This is a genomic window from Rhizobium sp. WSM4643, assembly GCF_025152745.1.
Classification (GTDB): Bacteria; Pseudomonadota; Alphaproteobacteria; order Rhizobiales; family Rhizobiaceae; genus Rhizobium; species Rhizobium leguminosarum_I.
Genome location: NZ_CP104040.1, coordinates 335,723 through 349,423 on the forward strand (window position 1 = coordinate 335,723; position 13,701 = coordinate 349,423).

At 60.6% G+C, this 13,701-nt stretch carries 16 protein-coding genes; 15 read left to right on the forward strand and 1 reads right to left on the reverse strand.

What is annotated here, in order from left to right; all coding sequences use genetic code 11:
• The first annotated feature begins 22 nt into the window (after positions 1-22).
• From flgF to fliP, 13 genes are all read left to right on the forward strand, one after another.
• Complete coding sequence (flgF, locus tag N1937_RS01680) at positions 23-757, forward strand: flagellar basal-body rod protein FlgF (protein ID WP_017967023.1); 735 nt, start codon at positions 23-25, stop codon at positions 755-757.
• Between the two features lie 119 nt (positions 758-876).
• Positions 877-2,277, forward strand: coding sequence for a flagellar protein export ATPase FliI (gene fliI, locus N1937_RS01685; protein ID WP_260057291.1), 1,401 nt, complete (start codon positions 877-879; stop codon positions 2,275-2,277).
• A gap of 2 nt (positions 2,278-2,279) precedes the next feature.
• Positions 2,280-2,822 (forward strand): hypothetical protein, encoded by a 543-nt coding sequence (locus N1937_RS01690; protein ID WP_017967026.1) that lies wholly within the window; start codon positions 2,280-2,282, stop codon positions 2,820-2,822.
• A 167-nt stretch (positions 2,823-2,989) separates the two neighbouring features.
• Positions 2,990-3,382 carry a flagellar basal body rod protein FlgB gene (gene flgB / locus N1937_RS01695; RefSeq protein WP_064249920.1) on the forward strand — a complete coding sequence of 131 codons (393 nt, stop codon included), beginning with the start codon at positions 2,990-2,992 and terminating at the stop codon, positions 3,380-3,382.
• A gap of 5 nt (positions 3,383-3,387) precedes the next feature.
• Complete coding sequence (flgC, locus tag N1937_RS01700) at positions 3,388-3,804, forward strand: flagellar basal body rod protein FlgC (protein WP_017967028.1); 417 nt, start codon at positions 3,388-3,390, stop codon at positions 3,802-3,804.
• 3 nt (positions 3,805-3,807) lie between these two features.
• Complete coding sequence (locus N1937_RS01705; protein WP_170256283.1) at positions 3,808-4,149, forward strand: flagellar hook-basal body complex protein FliE; 342 nt, start codon at positions 3,808-3,810, stop codon at positions 4,147-4,149.
• Between the two features lie 19 nt (positions 4,150-4,168).
• Positions 4,169-4,957 carry a flagellar basal-body rod protein FlgG gene (gene flgG, locus N1937_RS01710; protein ID WP_064249918.1) on the forward strand — a complete coding sequence of 263 codons (789 nt, stop codon included), beginning with the start codon at positions 4,169-4,171 and terminating at the stop codon, positions 4,955-4,957.
• Positions 4,958-4,972: 15 nt separating this feature from the next.
• Positions 4,973-5,455 (forward strand): flagellar basal body P-ring formation chaperone FlgA, encoded by a 483-nt coding sequence (gene flgA / locus N1937_RS01715; RefSeq protein ID WP_162117824.1) that lies wholly within the window; start codon positions 4,973-4,975, stop codon positions 5,453-5,455.
• A complete protein-coding gene (locus N1937_RS01720) occupies positions 5,452-6,573 on the forward strand; it encodes a flagellar basal body P-ring protein FlgI (protein ID WP_162117823.1) in 1,122 nt (373 codons plus the stop codon). The genes flgA and N1937_RS01720 overlap by 4 nt, the downstream gene beginning before the upstream one ends.
• Entirely contained in the window at positions 6,570-7,112 is a 543-nt protein-coding gene (locus tag N1937_RS01725; RefSeq protein WP_162117822.1) for a MotE family protein, read from the forward strand. Before N1937_RS01720 ends, N1937_RS01725 begins: the two co-directional genes overlap by 4 nt.
• Positions 7,109-7,825, forward strand: coding sequence for a flagellar basal body L-ring protein FlgH (gene flgH / locus N1937_RS01730; RefSeq protein WP_003556536.1), 717 nt, complete (start codon positions 7,109-7,111; stop codon positions 7,823-7,825). Before N1937_RS01725 ends, flgH begins: the two co-directional genes overlap by 4 nt.
• 12 nt (positions 7,826-7,837) lie before the next feature.
• Positions 7,838-8,344 (forward strand): flagellar basal body-associated FliL family protein, encoded by a 507-nt coding sequence (locus tag N1937_RS01735; protein ID WP_017967034.1) that lies wholly within the window; start codon positions 7,838-7,840, stop codon positions 8,342-8,344.
• A complete protein-coding gene (fliP, locus tag N1937_RS01740; RefSeq protein ID WP_260057292.1) occupies positions 8,341-9,075 on the forward strand; it encodes a flagellar type III secretion system pore protein FliP in 735 nt (244 codons plus the stop codon). The genes N1937_RS01735 and fliP overlap by 4 nt, the downstream gene beginning before the upstream one ends.
• A 144-nt stretch (positions 9,076-9,219) precedes the next feature.
• Here fliP and N1937_RS01745 read toward each other — a convergent pair whose 3' ends face one another.
• A complete protein-coding gene (locus N1937_RS01745; RefSeq protein ID WP_260057293.1) occupies positions 9,220-11,136 on the reverse strand; it encodes an O-linked N-acetylglucosamine transferase, SPINDLY family protein in 1,917 nt (638 codons plus the stop codon).
• Positions 11,137-11,580: 444 nt separating this feature from the next.
• On the opposite strand from N1937_RS01745, the gene N1937_RS01750 reads away from it, so the two are divergent.
• Positions 11,581-12,486, forward strand: coding sequence for a flagellin N-terminal helical domain-containing protein (locus N1937_RS01750; protein WP_017967037.1), 906 nt, complete (start codon positions 11,581-11,583; stop codon positions 12,484-12,486).
• A gap of 282 nt (positions 12,487-12,768) precedes the next feature.
• A complete protein-coding gene (locus N1937_RS01755; protein WP_064249910.1) occupies positions 12,769-13,677 on the forward strand; it encodes a flagellin N-terminal helical domain-containing protein in 909 nt (302 codons plus the stop codon).
• Positions 13,678-13,701: the final 24 nt, after the last annotated feature.

A 13,701-nucleotide genomic window follows, 5' to 3' on the forward strand; every position in this document is an offset into this window, starting at 1 on the left:
CCAATGCTTGGAGCTTACCGACATGCAATCCGGTCTTTATGTTTCTCTGTCGTCGCAGATGGCCCTCGAAAAGCGTCTAAACACCATCGCAGACAACATGGCGAACGTGAATACGACCGGTTTTCGCGCCACTGAGGTGAAGTTTGACGAAATGGTGGCGAATACCAAGAACAAGCTGAACACCAAGGTCGCCTTCGTTTCCCAAGGCAACGACTACCTGAACGAGGGAAACGGCGAACTGCAGCACACCGGCAACATGCTCGATTTCGCCATCAAGGGTGATGCCTGGTTTTCGCTCGATACGCCGGCCGGCCGCGTGCTGACGAGGGATGGCCGCTTCACCATCAAGGAAACCGGCGAACTTGTTTCGATCCGGGGATACCCGGTTCTCGATGCCGGCGGTGCCCCGATCCAGCTCAACACCAAAGGGGGCGAGCCCGCCGTCGGCACCGACGGCATCATCTATCAGGGCGGCCGCCAGGTCGGCTCCCTCGGCCTGTTCGAGGCCGATATCAGCAAGGGTTACCTGCGCTACGAAAACAGCGGCATCATGACCACCGACCAGCCACGCGCCGTCGTCGACCGCTTCAATGTCGGTGTCGAGCAGGGTTATCTCGAAAACTCCAACGTCAACGCCATGCGTGAAATCACCCAGCTGATCGAAGTCAACCGCGCCTTCGAAAGCGTCTCGTCGCTGATGCGCGACAGCGAAGATTCCTTCAAGGAAGCCGTCCAGACACTTGGGGGCAGCCGCTAATGCATGTCGCCCAAAAGTGTCCGGCGGTTTTGGAAGGACGACATGCACAAGAACAAAGACCAAAAATACGTCGCATGCAGCAAGCTGCACGCGGCGTATTTTAGGGCGAGAGCTAAAGCATGAGCACCACGCTACTGTCTGAGGACGGCCTTTCCCCGAAGCTGGCGCACCTGGCGAACCTCGTCGACCGATACGCATCGCCGGAATTTGCGGTTGCCCATGGCGGTCGCGTGCAGACCATCGCCGCCGGCCACTACACGGTTCACGGTCTCTCCCGCCATGTTCGTCTCGGCGAGTTCGTGGCCCATAAATCCGCGACCGGCATCCATCTCGGCGAAGTCGTGCGCGTCGAACCGCAGCTGATCTATGTCTGCCCGATCGAACCCGGCGAGCCGATCGGCATCCACGATACCGTGATCCGCAAGGGCGCCTTCCGCATTTCGCCATCGGACAGCTGGTGTGGGCGCACCGTCAACTCGCTCGGCGAGCCGATCGATGGGCTCGGTCCGATCACCGAGGGGCTCGATCGCCGCTCGATCTCCAATACCGCGCCGCCCTCGATGACCCGCAAACGTGTCGAGACCGGCTTCAAGACCGGCGTTCGCGCAATCGACATCTTCTCGCCGCTCTGCCTCGGGCAGCGCCTCGGCATCTTCGCCGGCTCCGGTGTTGGCAAGTCGACGCTCCTGTCCATGCTCGCCCGCGCCGATGCTTTCGACAAGGTTGTCATTGCGCTCGTCGGCGAGCGCGGCCGCGAGGTGCGGGAATTCATCGAGGATACGCTCGGCAGCAATATGAGGAAGGCGATCGCCGTCGTCGCAACCAGCGATGAGAGCCCGATGCTGCGCAAGATGGCGCCGCTGACGGCCGTCACCATCGCCGAACATTTCCGCGACAAGGGCGAGAACGTTCTCTTCATCGTCGACAGTGTCACGCGTTTCGCCCATGCGATCCGCGAGGTGGCGACCGCCTCCGGCGAGCCGCCGATCGCGCGCGGCTATCCCGCTTCCGTCTTCACCGAGCTGCCGCGCCTGTTGGAACGCGCCGGCCCCGGCCCCGAGGGCGCCGGCACCATCACGGCGATCATCTCGATCCTTGTCGACGGCGACAATCACAACGACCCGATTGCCGATTCGACGCGCGGCATCCTCGACGGTCATATCGTCCTGCAGCGCAGTCTCGCCGAAGAGGGGCGTTATCCTCCGATCGATCCGCTCGCCTCGATCTCGCGTCTTGCCCGCAAGGCCTGGACGCCGGATCAGGAAAAGCTGGTGTCGCGGCTGAAGGTGCTGATCCATCGTTTTGAAGAGACGCGCGACCTGCGCATGATCGGCGGTTACCGCCCGGGGGCCGACCCCGATCTCGACATGGCGATCAAGCAGGTGCCGATCATTTACGACGTTCTGAAACAGTCTCCGGGGGATCGCGACTCGCTTGATGCCTTCGCCGATCTCGCCGGCGCACTCAAGGCTGCGGCCGGCATGGGCAATCAGGGCGCACCCATTCAGAGGAGAGGCTAGACGTGGCTGAATTCGACGACGAACGCATCGCTTCCCTGAAGCAGCGCAGGAAAACCGTCATCCTGGATCGTGTGCTGACCTTCAGCGGCCTGGCGCTTGCCGGCGCCTCCGCTTTTTTCCCCTGGTACGTGTTCTTCAACGCGGACAAGTTCGGCATCAATGTTGCCACCAGCAGCAATTCGCGCGAACTGCCGGATTGGCCGGCCCGCAATGTCTTTAGCGTCTCGCCGCTTGCCATGGTCAACAAGAACGAGGGGGACAAGAAGGCCCCGCCGATCGATCCGCTGACGACCGCAACGGTGTCCGATCTCGGCAAGGAGCGCGATGGCGGCCCCATATTGGAGGATCAGCCCTTCCCCGGGAAGTCTTCTTTTCGCCTGCTGCACGTCTCCAACGGCCGGGCGCTGATCGAGGATCCCTCCGGCATGTATGTGGTGCGCATCGGCTCGATCCTGCCCGATGAAAGCCGCCTTGCGACACTCGAGCAGCGCGATGGCAAATGGGTGATCGTCACCTCAAAGGGTGAGACCTACCAGAACAACTGAGCCTGGCCGCAAAATCCAGGCAACAGGGGCTCCGCCGCGAACCGGCCGGAGCCCCTGTTCTTTCGATGGCGGCGGCGTTCGCAGAAAAGCCTCTCGAAGCCTGAATTCCCGTAAGTCCCACGCAAGATTACCGCACTAGGTTCGGGACAGTAAAAACGGAGAGTTTCATGCAACCAATCCAACTTTTCGACTTGGCTTCGCGACAGGCGGAATGGCTGACGATCCGTCAGCAGGTTGTTGCCGGCAACATCGCGAATGCCAATACCCCGAAGTTCCACGCCAAGGACGTCACGCCCTTTGACGCGGTGCTCGACAAGTCCGACATCGCAATGGCGCGCACCAATCCGGCGCATCTCAGCGGTAACGATTTCAGCAACAGCGGCGATATCGACGTCAAGGAGGCCGCACTCGACCAGGAAATCGGCGTCCAGGAATCCGGCAATACGGTCGGTTTGGCCGAGGAGCTTTCCAAGTCGGGCGATATCAAGCGCCAGTACGATCTGAACACCTCGCTGGTCAGTTCCTTCAATCGCATGATGTTGATGACCGTCAGGAAGTAAAAGTCATGGATCCGCTTTCAGCAGCAATGAAAATCGCCGGTTCCGGGCTCGAGGCCCAGTCGACGCGGTTACGCATCGTCTCGGAAAACATCGCCAACGCCCGCTCGACCGGCGACACACCCGGCGCGGAGCCCTATCGGCGCAAGACGATCACCTTCGGCCAGCAGATGGATCGCACCAGCGGCGTCGAGACGGTCGGCGTCAAGAAGGTCGGCGTCGACGAAGGCGATTTCAGCACCGAATTCGATCCCAGCAATCCGGCTGCGGACAAGAAGGGCGTCGTCAAGCTGCCGAACGTCAACATCCTGGTCGAGATGGCCGACATGCGCGAAGCCAATCGCTCGTATGACGCCAATTTGCAGACCATCAAACAGACCCGCGATCTCATCTCCTCCACGATCGACCTCCTGAAGAGCCAATAATCAATGATCAGCAGCGTCCAGAATGTCAGCAACCTGTCGATGACCCGTGCGCTTGGCGCCGTCGACACCGAAAATTCCGCCTCCTCGTCTGCCAGCACCATGCCGGGCACTGCGGGTGCCGCCAACGGCATGAGTTTCGCCTCCGTCATGGGCAACATGGCGAGCGACGCGGTCAGCAGCCTGAAGGGTGCGGAAAGCATGTCCTTTGCCGGTATCAAGGGCACGGCGACGACGCGTGAAGTCGTCGATTCCATGCTCCAGGCCGAGCAGACGCTGCAGACCGCGATTTCCATCCGCGACAAGGTCGTCTCGGCCTTTCTCGAAGTCACCAAGATGCAGATGTAACTGATTTGAGGACGAACACATGAGAGCGCTCGCCATCGCAGCAACGGGCATGGATGCCCAGCAGACCAATCTGGAAGTCATCGCGAACAATATCGCGAACATCAATACGACGGGTTTCAAGCGCGCCCGCGCCGAATTCTCCGATCTTCTCTACCAGACCGAACGTGCCAAGGGTGTCGCCAACCGTGCCAACCAGGCCGTCGTTCCGGAAGGTGCCAATATCGGCCTCGGCGTCCAGACCTCGGCGGTCCGCAACCTGCATCTCCAGGGCGAACTGACCCAGACCGGCAACGATCTCGACGTGGCGCTGATCGGCAAGGGCTTCTTCCAGATCCAGTCAACCGACGGTACGACGCTTTACAGCCGCGCCGGCGCCTTCAACAAGAACGACCAGGGCCAGCTCGTCACCATCGATGGCTACGAGGTCCTTCCCGGCATCACTATTCCGACCGGCTCGACCGAGCTGACGATCAGCCGCTCGGGCGAAGTCTCGGCCAAGCTGCCGGGTGCGGCGGCGGCGACCGTGCTCGGGCAGCTGACGCTTGCCGACTTCGTCAACGAGGCGGGTCTCCAGCCGCTCGGCGACAATCTCTTCCAGGAGACGCCGGCCTCCGGCGAAGCCGTCATCGGCAATCCCGATGAGGAAGGTTTCGCCTACATGAAACAGGGCTATCTGGAATCCTCAAACGTCGACCCGGTGAAGGAAATCACCGAGTTGATTTCGGCCCAGCGCGCTTACGAAATGAATTCCAAGGTGATCACCACCGCTGATGAAATGGCCTCCATCGTCAGCAAGAACCTGAAGTAAGGGAAGGGCCGAAACATGATGTTTTGCCGGGCAGGACACATCTCAGGATGGGTGGCAGCAGCCACGATCGCAGTCGCGGGCATTGTCTTGCCCGCGTCGGCGGATGCCGGCATGGGTTATGCCGTCGTCCCGACCACGATCATCTACCCCGGCGACACATTGTCGGCCAGCCAGCTCCAGGAAGTCGAGGTCACCAACCCCAACCTCGCCGGCGATTATGCCAAATCCGTTTCGCAGGTCGAAGGCATGGTTTCCAAACGCACGCTGTTACCGGGCCGCACGATCTCGGTCTCGGCCCTGCGCGAGGCCTATACGGTGACCCGCGGCTCTTCGATTCGCCTGGTCTTCACGCTCGGCGCGATGACGATTTCCGCCGCTGGCACGCCGCTTGAAGACGGCGCGACCGGGCAGGTCGTCCGCGCCCGCAATATGGATTCCGGCGTCATCGTCAGCGGCACGGTGCTTGCGGACGGCACGGTCCATGTGAGGGCAAAATGAAACTGTTCTTCCGTTTCGTCACTCTTGTCGCGGTTCTCGCCATGAGTTTGGCTGATGTCGCGCCCGCCTGGGCGCTGACCTCCCGCATCAAGGACATCGCCTCCCTTCAGGCCGGCCGCGATAACCAGCTGATCGGTTATGGACTCATTGTCGGCCTCCAGGGGACCGGCGACGGCTTCCGGTCCTCGCCCTTCACTGAACAGTCGATGCGCGCGATGCTGCAGAATCTCGGCATCTCGACGCAGGGCGGCCAGTCCAACGCCAAGAACACTGCGGCCGTGATGGTCACCGCCAACCTGCCTCCTTTCGCAAGCCCCGGCAGCCGTATCGACGTGACGGTGAGCTCGCTCGGTGATGCGACGTCGCTGCGCGGCGGCACGCTGGTTATGACCTCGCTTTCCGGCGCCGACGGACAAATCTATGCCGTTGCGCAGGGTGCCGCCATCGTTTCCGGTTTTCAGGCGCAGGGCCAGGCGGCGACCGTGACCGAAGGCGTCACCACTGCCGGCCGCGTTCCGGGCGGCGCGATTATCGAGCGCGAACTGCCGTCCCGCTTCGAGGACTCTGTCAATCTCGTCCTGCAACTGCGCAACCCCGACTTCTCGACGGCGATTCGTATCGCCGACATCGTCAACGGTTATGCCTCGGCGCGCTTCGGCGGCCCGGTTGCCGAAGCCAAGGATTCGCAGGAGGTCGTGATCCAGAAGCCGCGCACGGCCGATCTCACCCGGCTGATGGCCGATATCGAAAATCTCATCGTCGAGACCGATACGCCGGCCAAGGTGGTCATCAACGAACGCACCGGAACGATCGTCATCGGCTCGGATGTCCGCGTCTCGCCGGTCGCAGTCAGCTACGGCACGCTTACGGTTCAGGTCACCGAGACGCCGCAGATCATTCAGCCCGAACCCTTCTCGCAAGGCCGGACCGCCGTCCAGCCGCAGACCGATATTTCCGCCGAGCAGACCGGCGGGCGCGTTGCCATCATCGACGGCCCCGACCTCAGGACTCTCGTCGCCGGCCTCAACAATATCGGCGTGAAACCGGATGGCATCATCGCCATTCTCCAGGGCATCAAGTCGGCGGGAGCCCTGCAGGCGGAGCTTGTGCTGCAATGATTGATATCATCAACCGTGACATGACGGTTCTGCAACTGCTGCGCCGGCTGGCGCTGCCGGCCGCGGGCCTCGTCCTTCTGTCGATCCCCGGCGCCTTCGCGCAGGAACATGCGCCGGCTGGCGACATCATCTCCCAGGACGAGGTCAAGCAGTTCTGCACCAACATTGCCGATCCCGCCCGCGACCAGCGTTACCTCTTGCAGAAGCAGGAACTGGAAAAGCTTCGCGCCGACATCGACGCCCGCATGGCGGAAATGGACAAGCGCAAGGCCGAATACCAGGATTGGCTGAAGCGGCGCGACGATTTCCTGAAGCAGGCGGAAGCCGGCCTCACCGAGATCTACAGGAAGATGAAACCGGATGCGGCCGCCCTACAGTTGCAGGACATGAAGATCGAGGTGGCCTCTGCCGTGATCATGCGGCTCGGCCCGCGGCAGTCGAGCCTCATCCTCAACGAGATGGACCCGCAAAAGGCCGCTGTCATCGCCAGCGTCATTGCCAGTGCGTCCGATCCCAACACGTCGAAGGATCCTTCATGAATATGCGTTTCCCGGCCGCGATCGCCGCCCTCGCACTCCTTGCAGGTTGCCAGTCTCCGACGGCGGTCAGCGAGATCGGCCGTGCGCCCGCCATGAGCCCGATCGGCAGCGGCCTCGCCTATGGCCAGACGCCGCAGATGGCACTTTATCCGAAGCAGCCGCGCGCCGTCGCGCAGGGCTATTCGCTGTGGAGCGATTCGCAGGCCGCACTTTTCAAGGACGCGCGCGCGCTCAACGTCGGCGACATCCTGACCGTCGACATCCAGATCAACGACAAAGGCTCCTTCGACAACGAGACCAACCGCAGCCGCAAGAATTCGAGCGGCATGAACTGGGACGTCAACGCCCAGATCTTCGGCTGGACGCCCGAGTCCAAGACCGACCTGACCTATGGGTCCGACACCAGCACCGACGGCAAAGGCAAGATCGAGCGCACCGACAAGCTCACCCTTCTGGTCGCCGCCGTCGTCACCGGCATTCTCGAAAACGGCAACCTCGTCATATCGGGCTCGCAGGAAGTCCGCCTGAACCAGGAACTGCGCATCCTGAACGTCGCCGGCATCGTTCGTCCGCAGGACGTCAATGCCGAAAATCAGATCTCCTATGACAAGATTGCCGAAGCCCGCATCTCCTACGGCGGCCGTGGCCGCCTGATGGAAGTGCAGCAGCCTCCGCGCGGCCAGCAGGCCGTCGATCTTTTCTCGCCGCTTTGAGGCTGAACGACGATGGCAGAGCCAGACGTAAGCGCAGGTCAACCGAACAAGAAATCCGGCTCGTTGATGACGATCATCGGCATCGCCGTCCTGACGCTCGTCGGCGCCGGCGGCGGCTGGGCGGTCGGCACGATCGTCGCACCCAACATCAAGGGTGCCAAGGAGGTCGAGCAGGCCAAGGGTGCCGAGGCCAAGAAGAAGGCCGAGGAAGGTCTGGCGCGGATCTCGACCGAGGCCAACAACGTCGTCCAACTCGAACCGATCACCTCGAACCTCGCCTACCCCTCGGAAAACTGGGTCCGACTCGAAGTCGCGCTGCTGTTCAACGGGCCGCCGGATGTCAAGGTTTCAGAGGATATTCATCAGGATATCCTCGCCTATATCAGAACCGTTTCCCTTCAGCAGATCGAGGGGCCGCGCGGCTTTCAATATCTCAAGGATGACATACAGGAACGTGTTGACCTTCGCTCGCAAGGGCGGGTATCGAAGGTCATGTTCAGGACATTTGTCATCGAATGATTCGTCTCATAGTTTTCCTTGCCATGATGGCGGTACCGGAACTGGCGGTGGCACAGCAGCTGCCGACTGACTTGTTGAACGTCCCGGTCGATGGCTCCGTCGCCGCCTGGATCATCCGCACATTCGGCCTGCTGACCATTCTTTCGGTCGCGCCGGGCATCCTGATCATGGTGACGAGCTTCCCGCGCTTCGTCATCGCCTTCTCGATCCTGCGCTCAGGGATGGGCCTCTCTTCGACGCCTTCCAACATGATCCTTTTGTCGCTGTCGCTGTTCATGACCTTCTACGTCATGTCGCCGACCTTCGATCAGGCCTGGCAGAACGGCGTGCAGCCGCTGCTTGCCAATCAGATCAATGAGACCGAGGCGGTCCAGCGTATCGCCGAACCCTTCCGCACCTTCATGGCGGCCAATACCCGCGACAAGGATCTGGCGCTCTTCGTCGATCTGGCGCGCGAACGCGGACAGAATATCCAGACGACCAATCCGATCGACTATCGGGTGCTGATCCCGGCCTTCATGATTTCCGAAATTCGCCGCGGCTTCGAGATCGGCTTCCTCGTCGTGCTGCCGTTCCTCGTCATCGACCTGATCGTCGCGACCATCACCATGGCGATGGGCATGATGATGCTGCCGCCGACCTCAATCTCGTTGCCTTTCAAGATTCTCTTCTTCGTGCTGATCGACGGCTGGAACCTGCTGGTCGGCAGCCTGGTGCGTTCGTTCAACTGACCGGCTGCCGCCGGTTGATATTCGCCAATGAGAAACCCGCCGGATCGCTCCGGCGGGTTCTTTAATTATGCCGCAATTCGAGATGTTAAAACGTCCTTTGAGCGTCCGAAGGATGCGCGGCGCTGTGTAGTGGTCGAAAAGCCCTCACTCGGCCGCGAACGGCGCCGTGCGCGGCGGCAGCGCCGGAATGTCCATGTGCTCGGGTGCAAGACCCTGCTTGGCACGGTCGGCCATGACTTCATAGGCCTGCTCCAGATGGTCGCAGAACCGTTCGGCATCGAAGAGCGGCGCGATATAGCGCTTCTCCTTGAGATGCGCCTTGTATTGCGCGATCCGCGCGGGGTTCTGCGCCAGTTCGACGGCAAGATCCTCATAGGCCTGCAGGTCGGCTGCAACGAGTTCGGGCAGGTCGATGGCCCTGAGCAGGCTCTCGCTGACGCGTGAGGCGAAGTTGGTGCCCTTGACGGTCAGGACCGGCAGGCCGCCCCAGAGTTGCTCCGAGGTGGTCGTGTGGCCGTTGACGGGGAAGGTGTCGATGCCGATGTCGGCCGCCTGCTGACGGTCGATGTGCTCTTCATAGGGCGCGCGCGGGCAGAAGATGATCCGCTTGGCGGAGATCCCTGCCGCCTGGAATTGCTTCAGGAGGTTCGCCTGGTTGCGCGGCGTGTTCGCCATCAGCCAGAGCACGCTGTTCGGCGCGCGCTTGAGAATGCGGCACCAGCTGTCGATCGTCTCCGGCGTGATTTTGCGGTTGCCGTTGAAGGACGCGAAGATGAAGGCGTCTTCCGGCAGGCCGAGCTGCTCGCGGGTGACAGGGCGCGGCTTCGGGCGATGCATCGGGTCGTTCGGCTGGTAGCTCTCCGGCAGCCGGCAGAATTTCTCATGGTAGAAGGGCTTGGCCACCTCGGGCAATACCGAATGGTCGCCGATGACGTAGTCGAGATCGATATTGACCGTGCTGCCGGGGAAACCGAGCCAGCCGACATGCACCGGCGCGAGCGGCAAATTGAAGGCCGACGCGCGGCTGCCCGAAGTATGACCCTTCAGGTCGACCATGATGTCGATATTATGCTCGCGTACCGCTGCGAGCATCCCCTGGTCGGAGAAGCCGTGAACGGTGACGACCCGGCCCCAGCGGCTGCGGTCGGTATTGTTATGCTTGAGGTACTCAGGGCCTGTATGGCAGAAGAGCGTCACCTCGAACCGGTCCTTGTCGTGCAGTTCGAGGATGCGCTGCAAGAGCTTCATCGTCGCGTGGCGGTCCCAGAAGTCAGATGACATGTAGCCGATCCGGATCTTGTCCGACCAGCTGTGCGGCTGGTTGCGGCGGAAGGCCACCCGTTCCGGGTTGAGGGGAGTGGTGCCGATCGTCGCATATCGATTGAAATCCTCGTTGCCGCACCAGTGCAGATGATAGAACGGGTTATCCTTGCGCAGGATCTCGACATCGCCCTTTGCGAGTGAGGCATCGATCACTGCCTGGTGTTTGCTTGCCTCTTCGAACTCATTGAATTCGCGAGCGAAAACCAGATGCAGGAAGCGGAATGCGAGATTGCCTGGAAACCGCTTGAAGAGGTTGCGCGACAGGCTCTGGTTGGTTGCGTCGTTCAGATCATCGCTCAGAAGCAGGGCTGCCAGGCGCATATGATCGGGATTGGCACTCTGCGACAGCACCGTCTTGAACGGGCGGATGATATCGCGCTGCTGCCGCTTCAGATAGATCGCGGTGATGATGAAGGCGAGTTCCGGGTCTTCCTGCGCCTTGCTAAGGTTTCGCATGGCGATCAGCAGAGCATCGTCCTCGCTGCCGGTCTCGTAGTGCAGCTTGGCCGCCTGCTTCTGGTATTCGTAGGAATTCGGTCCTTCACAGCTGCCGGCCAGGCCATAGGCTTTCGCGGCATCGGCCTTGAAACCGAGCTGCACGAGGTTCTTGGCCAGCAACGCATAGGTCTTGGCGTCCTGCTGAATATCCATCAGCTGATTGAGCGTCGCCAAGGACTGTGTGTAGCGGCCCATCTGGTAATCCTTGGATGCCGCAGAGAACGAAACTTTGCTGTTCAAAACCCAACTCCGTGAAGGAAATGTTCTGGCGTCGACCGCCGAGGCACGGACAGGCCGTCCGCCGCAAAACGGGGCGGTTCGGTCCGATGGTGCTATCCCGGCGCCTGCCACATTGGCATTCGAAGCTTGCTTGAAACCGGTGCGCTTAATGAGCCTCTGTTTTTGCGGGAAAATGCCGACTTTGCCTAGGGAAAGCGCTTGGTTTTCAAGAAAAATAGGATGCCAAGGAATATATTCAGCAAGCATTAACTATGCCCGCGAGGAGCCGGTCTGGGCCCTGTATTTTTAAGGAGTTGGCAAGCATTGGCTGCGAGATTGCCCTGGACATGACGGGTTTGGGCCAAACAAAAAAGGCGCCGAGTAGCATGAAGCTGGTCCGTCATCGCCGGTACTATAGTCCGGTATGTCCTCCTTTTTGTATCTAGTTTTCCAGGGGACAGACTTATGACAAGCATTAACACGAATACTTCCGCGATGGCCGCTCTCCAGACGCTGCGTAGCGTCAACCAGGGCCTCAACCAGACGCAGAACCACGTTTCGTCCGGCTATCGCGTTGAAAAGGCTTCCGACAACGCCGCTTACTGGTCGATCGCAACGACCATGCGTTCTGACAACAAGGCTCTCTCGGCTGTTTCCGACGCTCTCGGCGTAGGCGCTGCCAAGGTTGATACCGCTTACACCGCCATGGACAGCGCCATCGACGTCGTCGGCGACATCAAGGCCAAGCTGGTTGCCGCCACTGAAAACGGCGTCGACAAGGCCAAGGTGCAGGAAGAAATCGGCCAGCTGCAGCAGCAGCTCCTGAGCATCTCTCAGTCGGCTTCCTTCAACGGCGAAAACTGGGTTGCCGGCGCTAGCGGCACCAAGAGCGTCGTCTCCTCGTTCGTCCGCGACGGCTCCAACGCCGTTTCGATCAAGACGACCGACTACGTTCTCAACAGCGGCTCCGCGGGCAACGTTCTGTTCGGCATGAGCGGCGGCGCGGTCGAAACCTCCACGGGTATCCTCGGTACTTCGAATGGTGCGACCGGTTCTGTCTACGCAATGGACATCACCAACTTCACCTCAGGCCAGATCGCGTCGGCTCTGACCAACGTTGAATCGGCTCTGAAGGCCATGACCAGCGCCGGCGCTGCTCTCGGTTCGCTCTCCAGCCGCATCGACGCCCAGGACAACTTCGTGTCCGCTCTCAGCGACTCGATCGACTCCGGTGTCGGCCGTCTCGTTGATGCCAACATGGAAGAAGAGTCCTCCAAGCTCAGCGCCCTGCAGACCCAGCAGCAGCTGGCGATCCAGTCGCTGTCGATCGCGAACTCTTCTTCGCAGAACATCCTGTCGCTCTTCCGTTAAGACCGGTCGGCACAAGGTTTCCAAGTTTCGCGGCCGGGTCATCCCCGGCCGCGAAATGTTTTAATATAAGGTTAATGAAAAACCTTCTAAGTCTCAGATATTTTTGATTAATTTCCGATCCTGATTTAGCTTTCCTTAACCATCTTGCTGTTTTCTAGGCCCATCGAAACGGCGAGTTAACCCTAACAGAGATGGTTAACAGGCATGATGCTGATCGCTGTGGGCCGGCCGAAAATCCGGAATGTCCCTTCTTAAAATCTGCCAACAAGGGGCAAGCAAACTATGACGAGCATCAACACCAATAACGCTGCAATGGCAGCCCTCCAGACTCTTCGTGGCATCAACCAGGGTCTCCAGGAAACCCAGGCCCACGTTTCGTCCGGCTATCGCGTCGGCAAGGCTTCCGACAACGCTGCTTACTGGTCGATCGCAACGACCATGCGTTCTGATAACAAGGCTCTCTCGGCTGTTTCCGACGCTCTCGGCCTCGGCGCTGCAAAGGTCGACACCGCTTATTCCGCCATGGACAGCGCCATCGACGTCGTCGGCGACATCAAGGCCAAGCTGGTTGCCGCCACTGAAAACGGCGTCGACAAGGCCAAGGTCCAGGAAGAAATCAGCCAGCTGCAGCAGCAGCTCCTGAGCGTCGCTCAGTCGGCTTCCTTCTCCGGTGAAAACTGGGTTGCTGGCGCTGACGGCACCAAGAACGTCGTCTCCTCGTTCGTCCGCGACGGCTCCAACGCCGTTTCGGTCGTGATGACCGACTATATTCTCGACGACAGCTCCACGGGCAACGTTCTGTTCGGCATGAGCAACGGCTCGGTCGAAACCTCCACGGGTATCCTCGGTACTTCGAATGGTGCGACCGGTTCTGTCTATGCAATGGACATCACCAACTTCACCCTCGGCCAGATCCAGTCGGCTCTGACCAACGTTGAATCGGCTCTGAAGGCCATGACCAGCGCCGGCGCTCAGCTCGGCTCGATCTCCAAGCGCATCGAACTGCAGGAAAACTTCGTATCCGCTCTCAGCGACTCGATCGACTCCGGTGTCGGCCGTCTCGTCGATGCCAACATGGAAGAAGAGTCCTCCAAGCTCAGCGCCCTGCAGACCCAGCAGCAGCTGGCGGTCCAGTCGCTGTCGATCGCGAACTCCTCTTCGCAGACCATCCTCACGCTGTTCCGCGGCTAATAACCCTTGGAAATATCGGCCCGC

What these genes read in the sequence shown, in the direction of transcription:
- flgA (WP_162117824.1), top strand. Translation starts at nt 4,973, where the DNA reads ATGATGTTTTGCCGGGCAGGACACATCTCAGGATGGGTGGCAGCAGCC.
- flgH (WP_003556536.1), top strand. Translation starts at nt 7,109, where the DNA reads ATGAATATGCGTTTCCCGGCCGCGATCGCCGCCCTCGCACTCCTTGCA.
- flgB (WP_064249920.1), top strand. Translation starts at nt 2,990, where the DNA reads ATGCAACCAATCCAACTTTTCGACTTGGCTTCGCGACAGGCGGAATGG.
- flgF (WP_017967023.1), top strand. Translation starts at nt 23, where the DNA reads ATGCAATCCGGTCTTTATGTTTCTCTGTCGTCGCAGATGGCCCTCGAA.
- N1937_RS01755 (WP_064249910.1), top strand. Translation starts at nt 12,769, where the DNA reads ATGACGAGCATCAACACCAATAACGCTGCAATGGCAGCCCTCCAGACT.
- flgC (WP_017967028.1), top strand. Translation starts at nt 3,388, where the DNA reads ATGGATCCGCTTTCAGCAGCAATGAAAATCGCCGGTTCCGGGCTCGAG.
- fliI (WP_260057291.1), top strand. Translation starts at nt 877, where the DNA reads ATGAGCACCACGCTACTGTCTGAGGACGGCCTTTCCCCGAAGCTGGCG.
- N1937_RS01720 (WP_162117823.1), top strand. Translation starts at nt 5,452, where the DNA reads ATGAAACTGTTCTTCCGTTTCGTCACTCTTGTCGCGGTTCTCGCCATG.
- N1937_RS01725 (WP_162117822.1), top strand. Translation starts at nt 6,570, where the DNA reads ATGATTGATATCATCAACCGTGACATGACGGTTCTGCAACTGCTGCGC.
- flgG (WP_064249918.1), top strand. Translation starts at nt 4,169, where the DNA reads ATGAGAGCGCTCGCCATCGCAGCAACGGGCATGGATGCCCAGCAGACC.
- N1937_RS01750 (WP_017967037.1), top strand. Translation starts at nt 11,581, where the DNA reads ATGACAAGCATTAACACGAATACTTCCGCGATGGCCGCTCTCCAGACG.
- N1937_RS01735 (WP_017967034.1), top strand. Translation starts at nt 7,838, where the DNA reads ATGGCAGAGCCAGACGTAAGCGCAGGTCAACCGAACAAGAAATCCGGC.
- N1937_RS01705 (WP_170256283.1), top strand. Translation starts at nt 3,808, where the DNA reads ATGATCAGCAGCGTCCAGAATGTCAGCAACCTGTCGATGACCCGTGCG.
- fliP (WP_260057292.1), top strand. Translation starts at nt 8,341, where the DNA reads ATGATTCGTCTCATAGTTTTCCTTGCCATGATGGCGGTACCGGAACTG.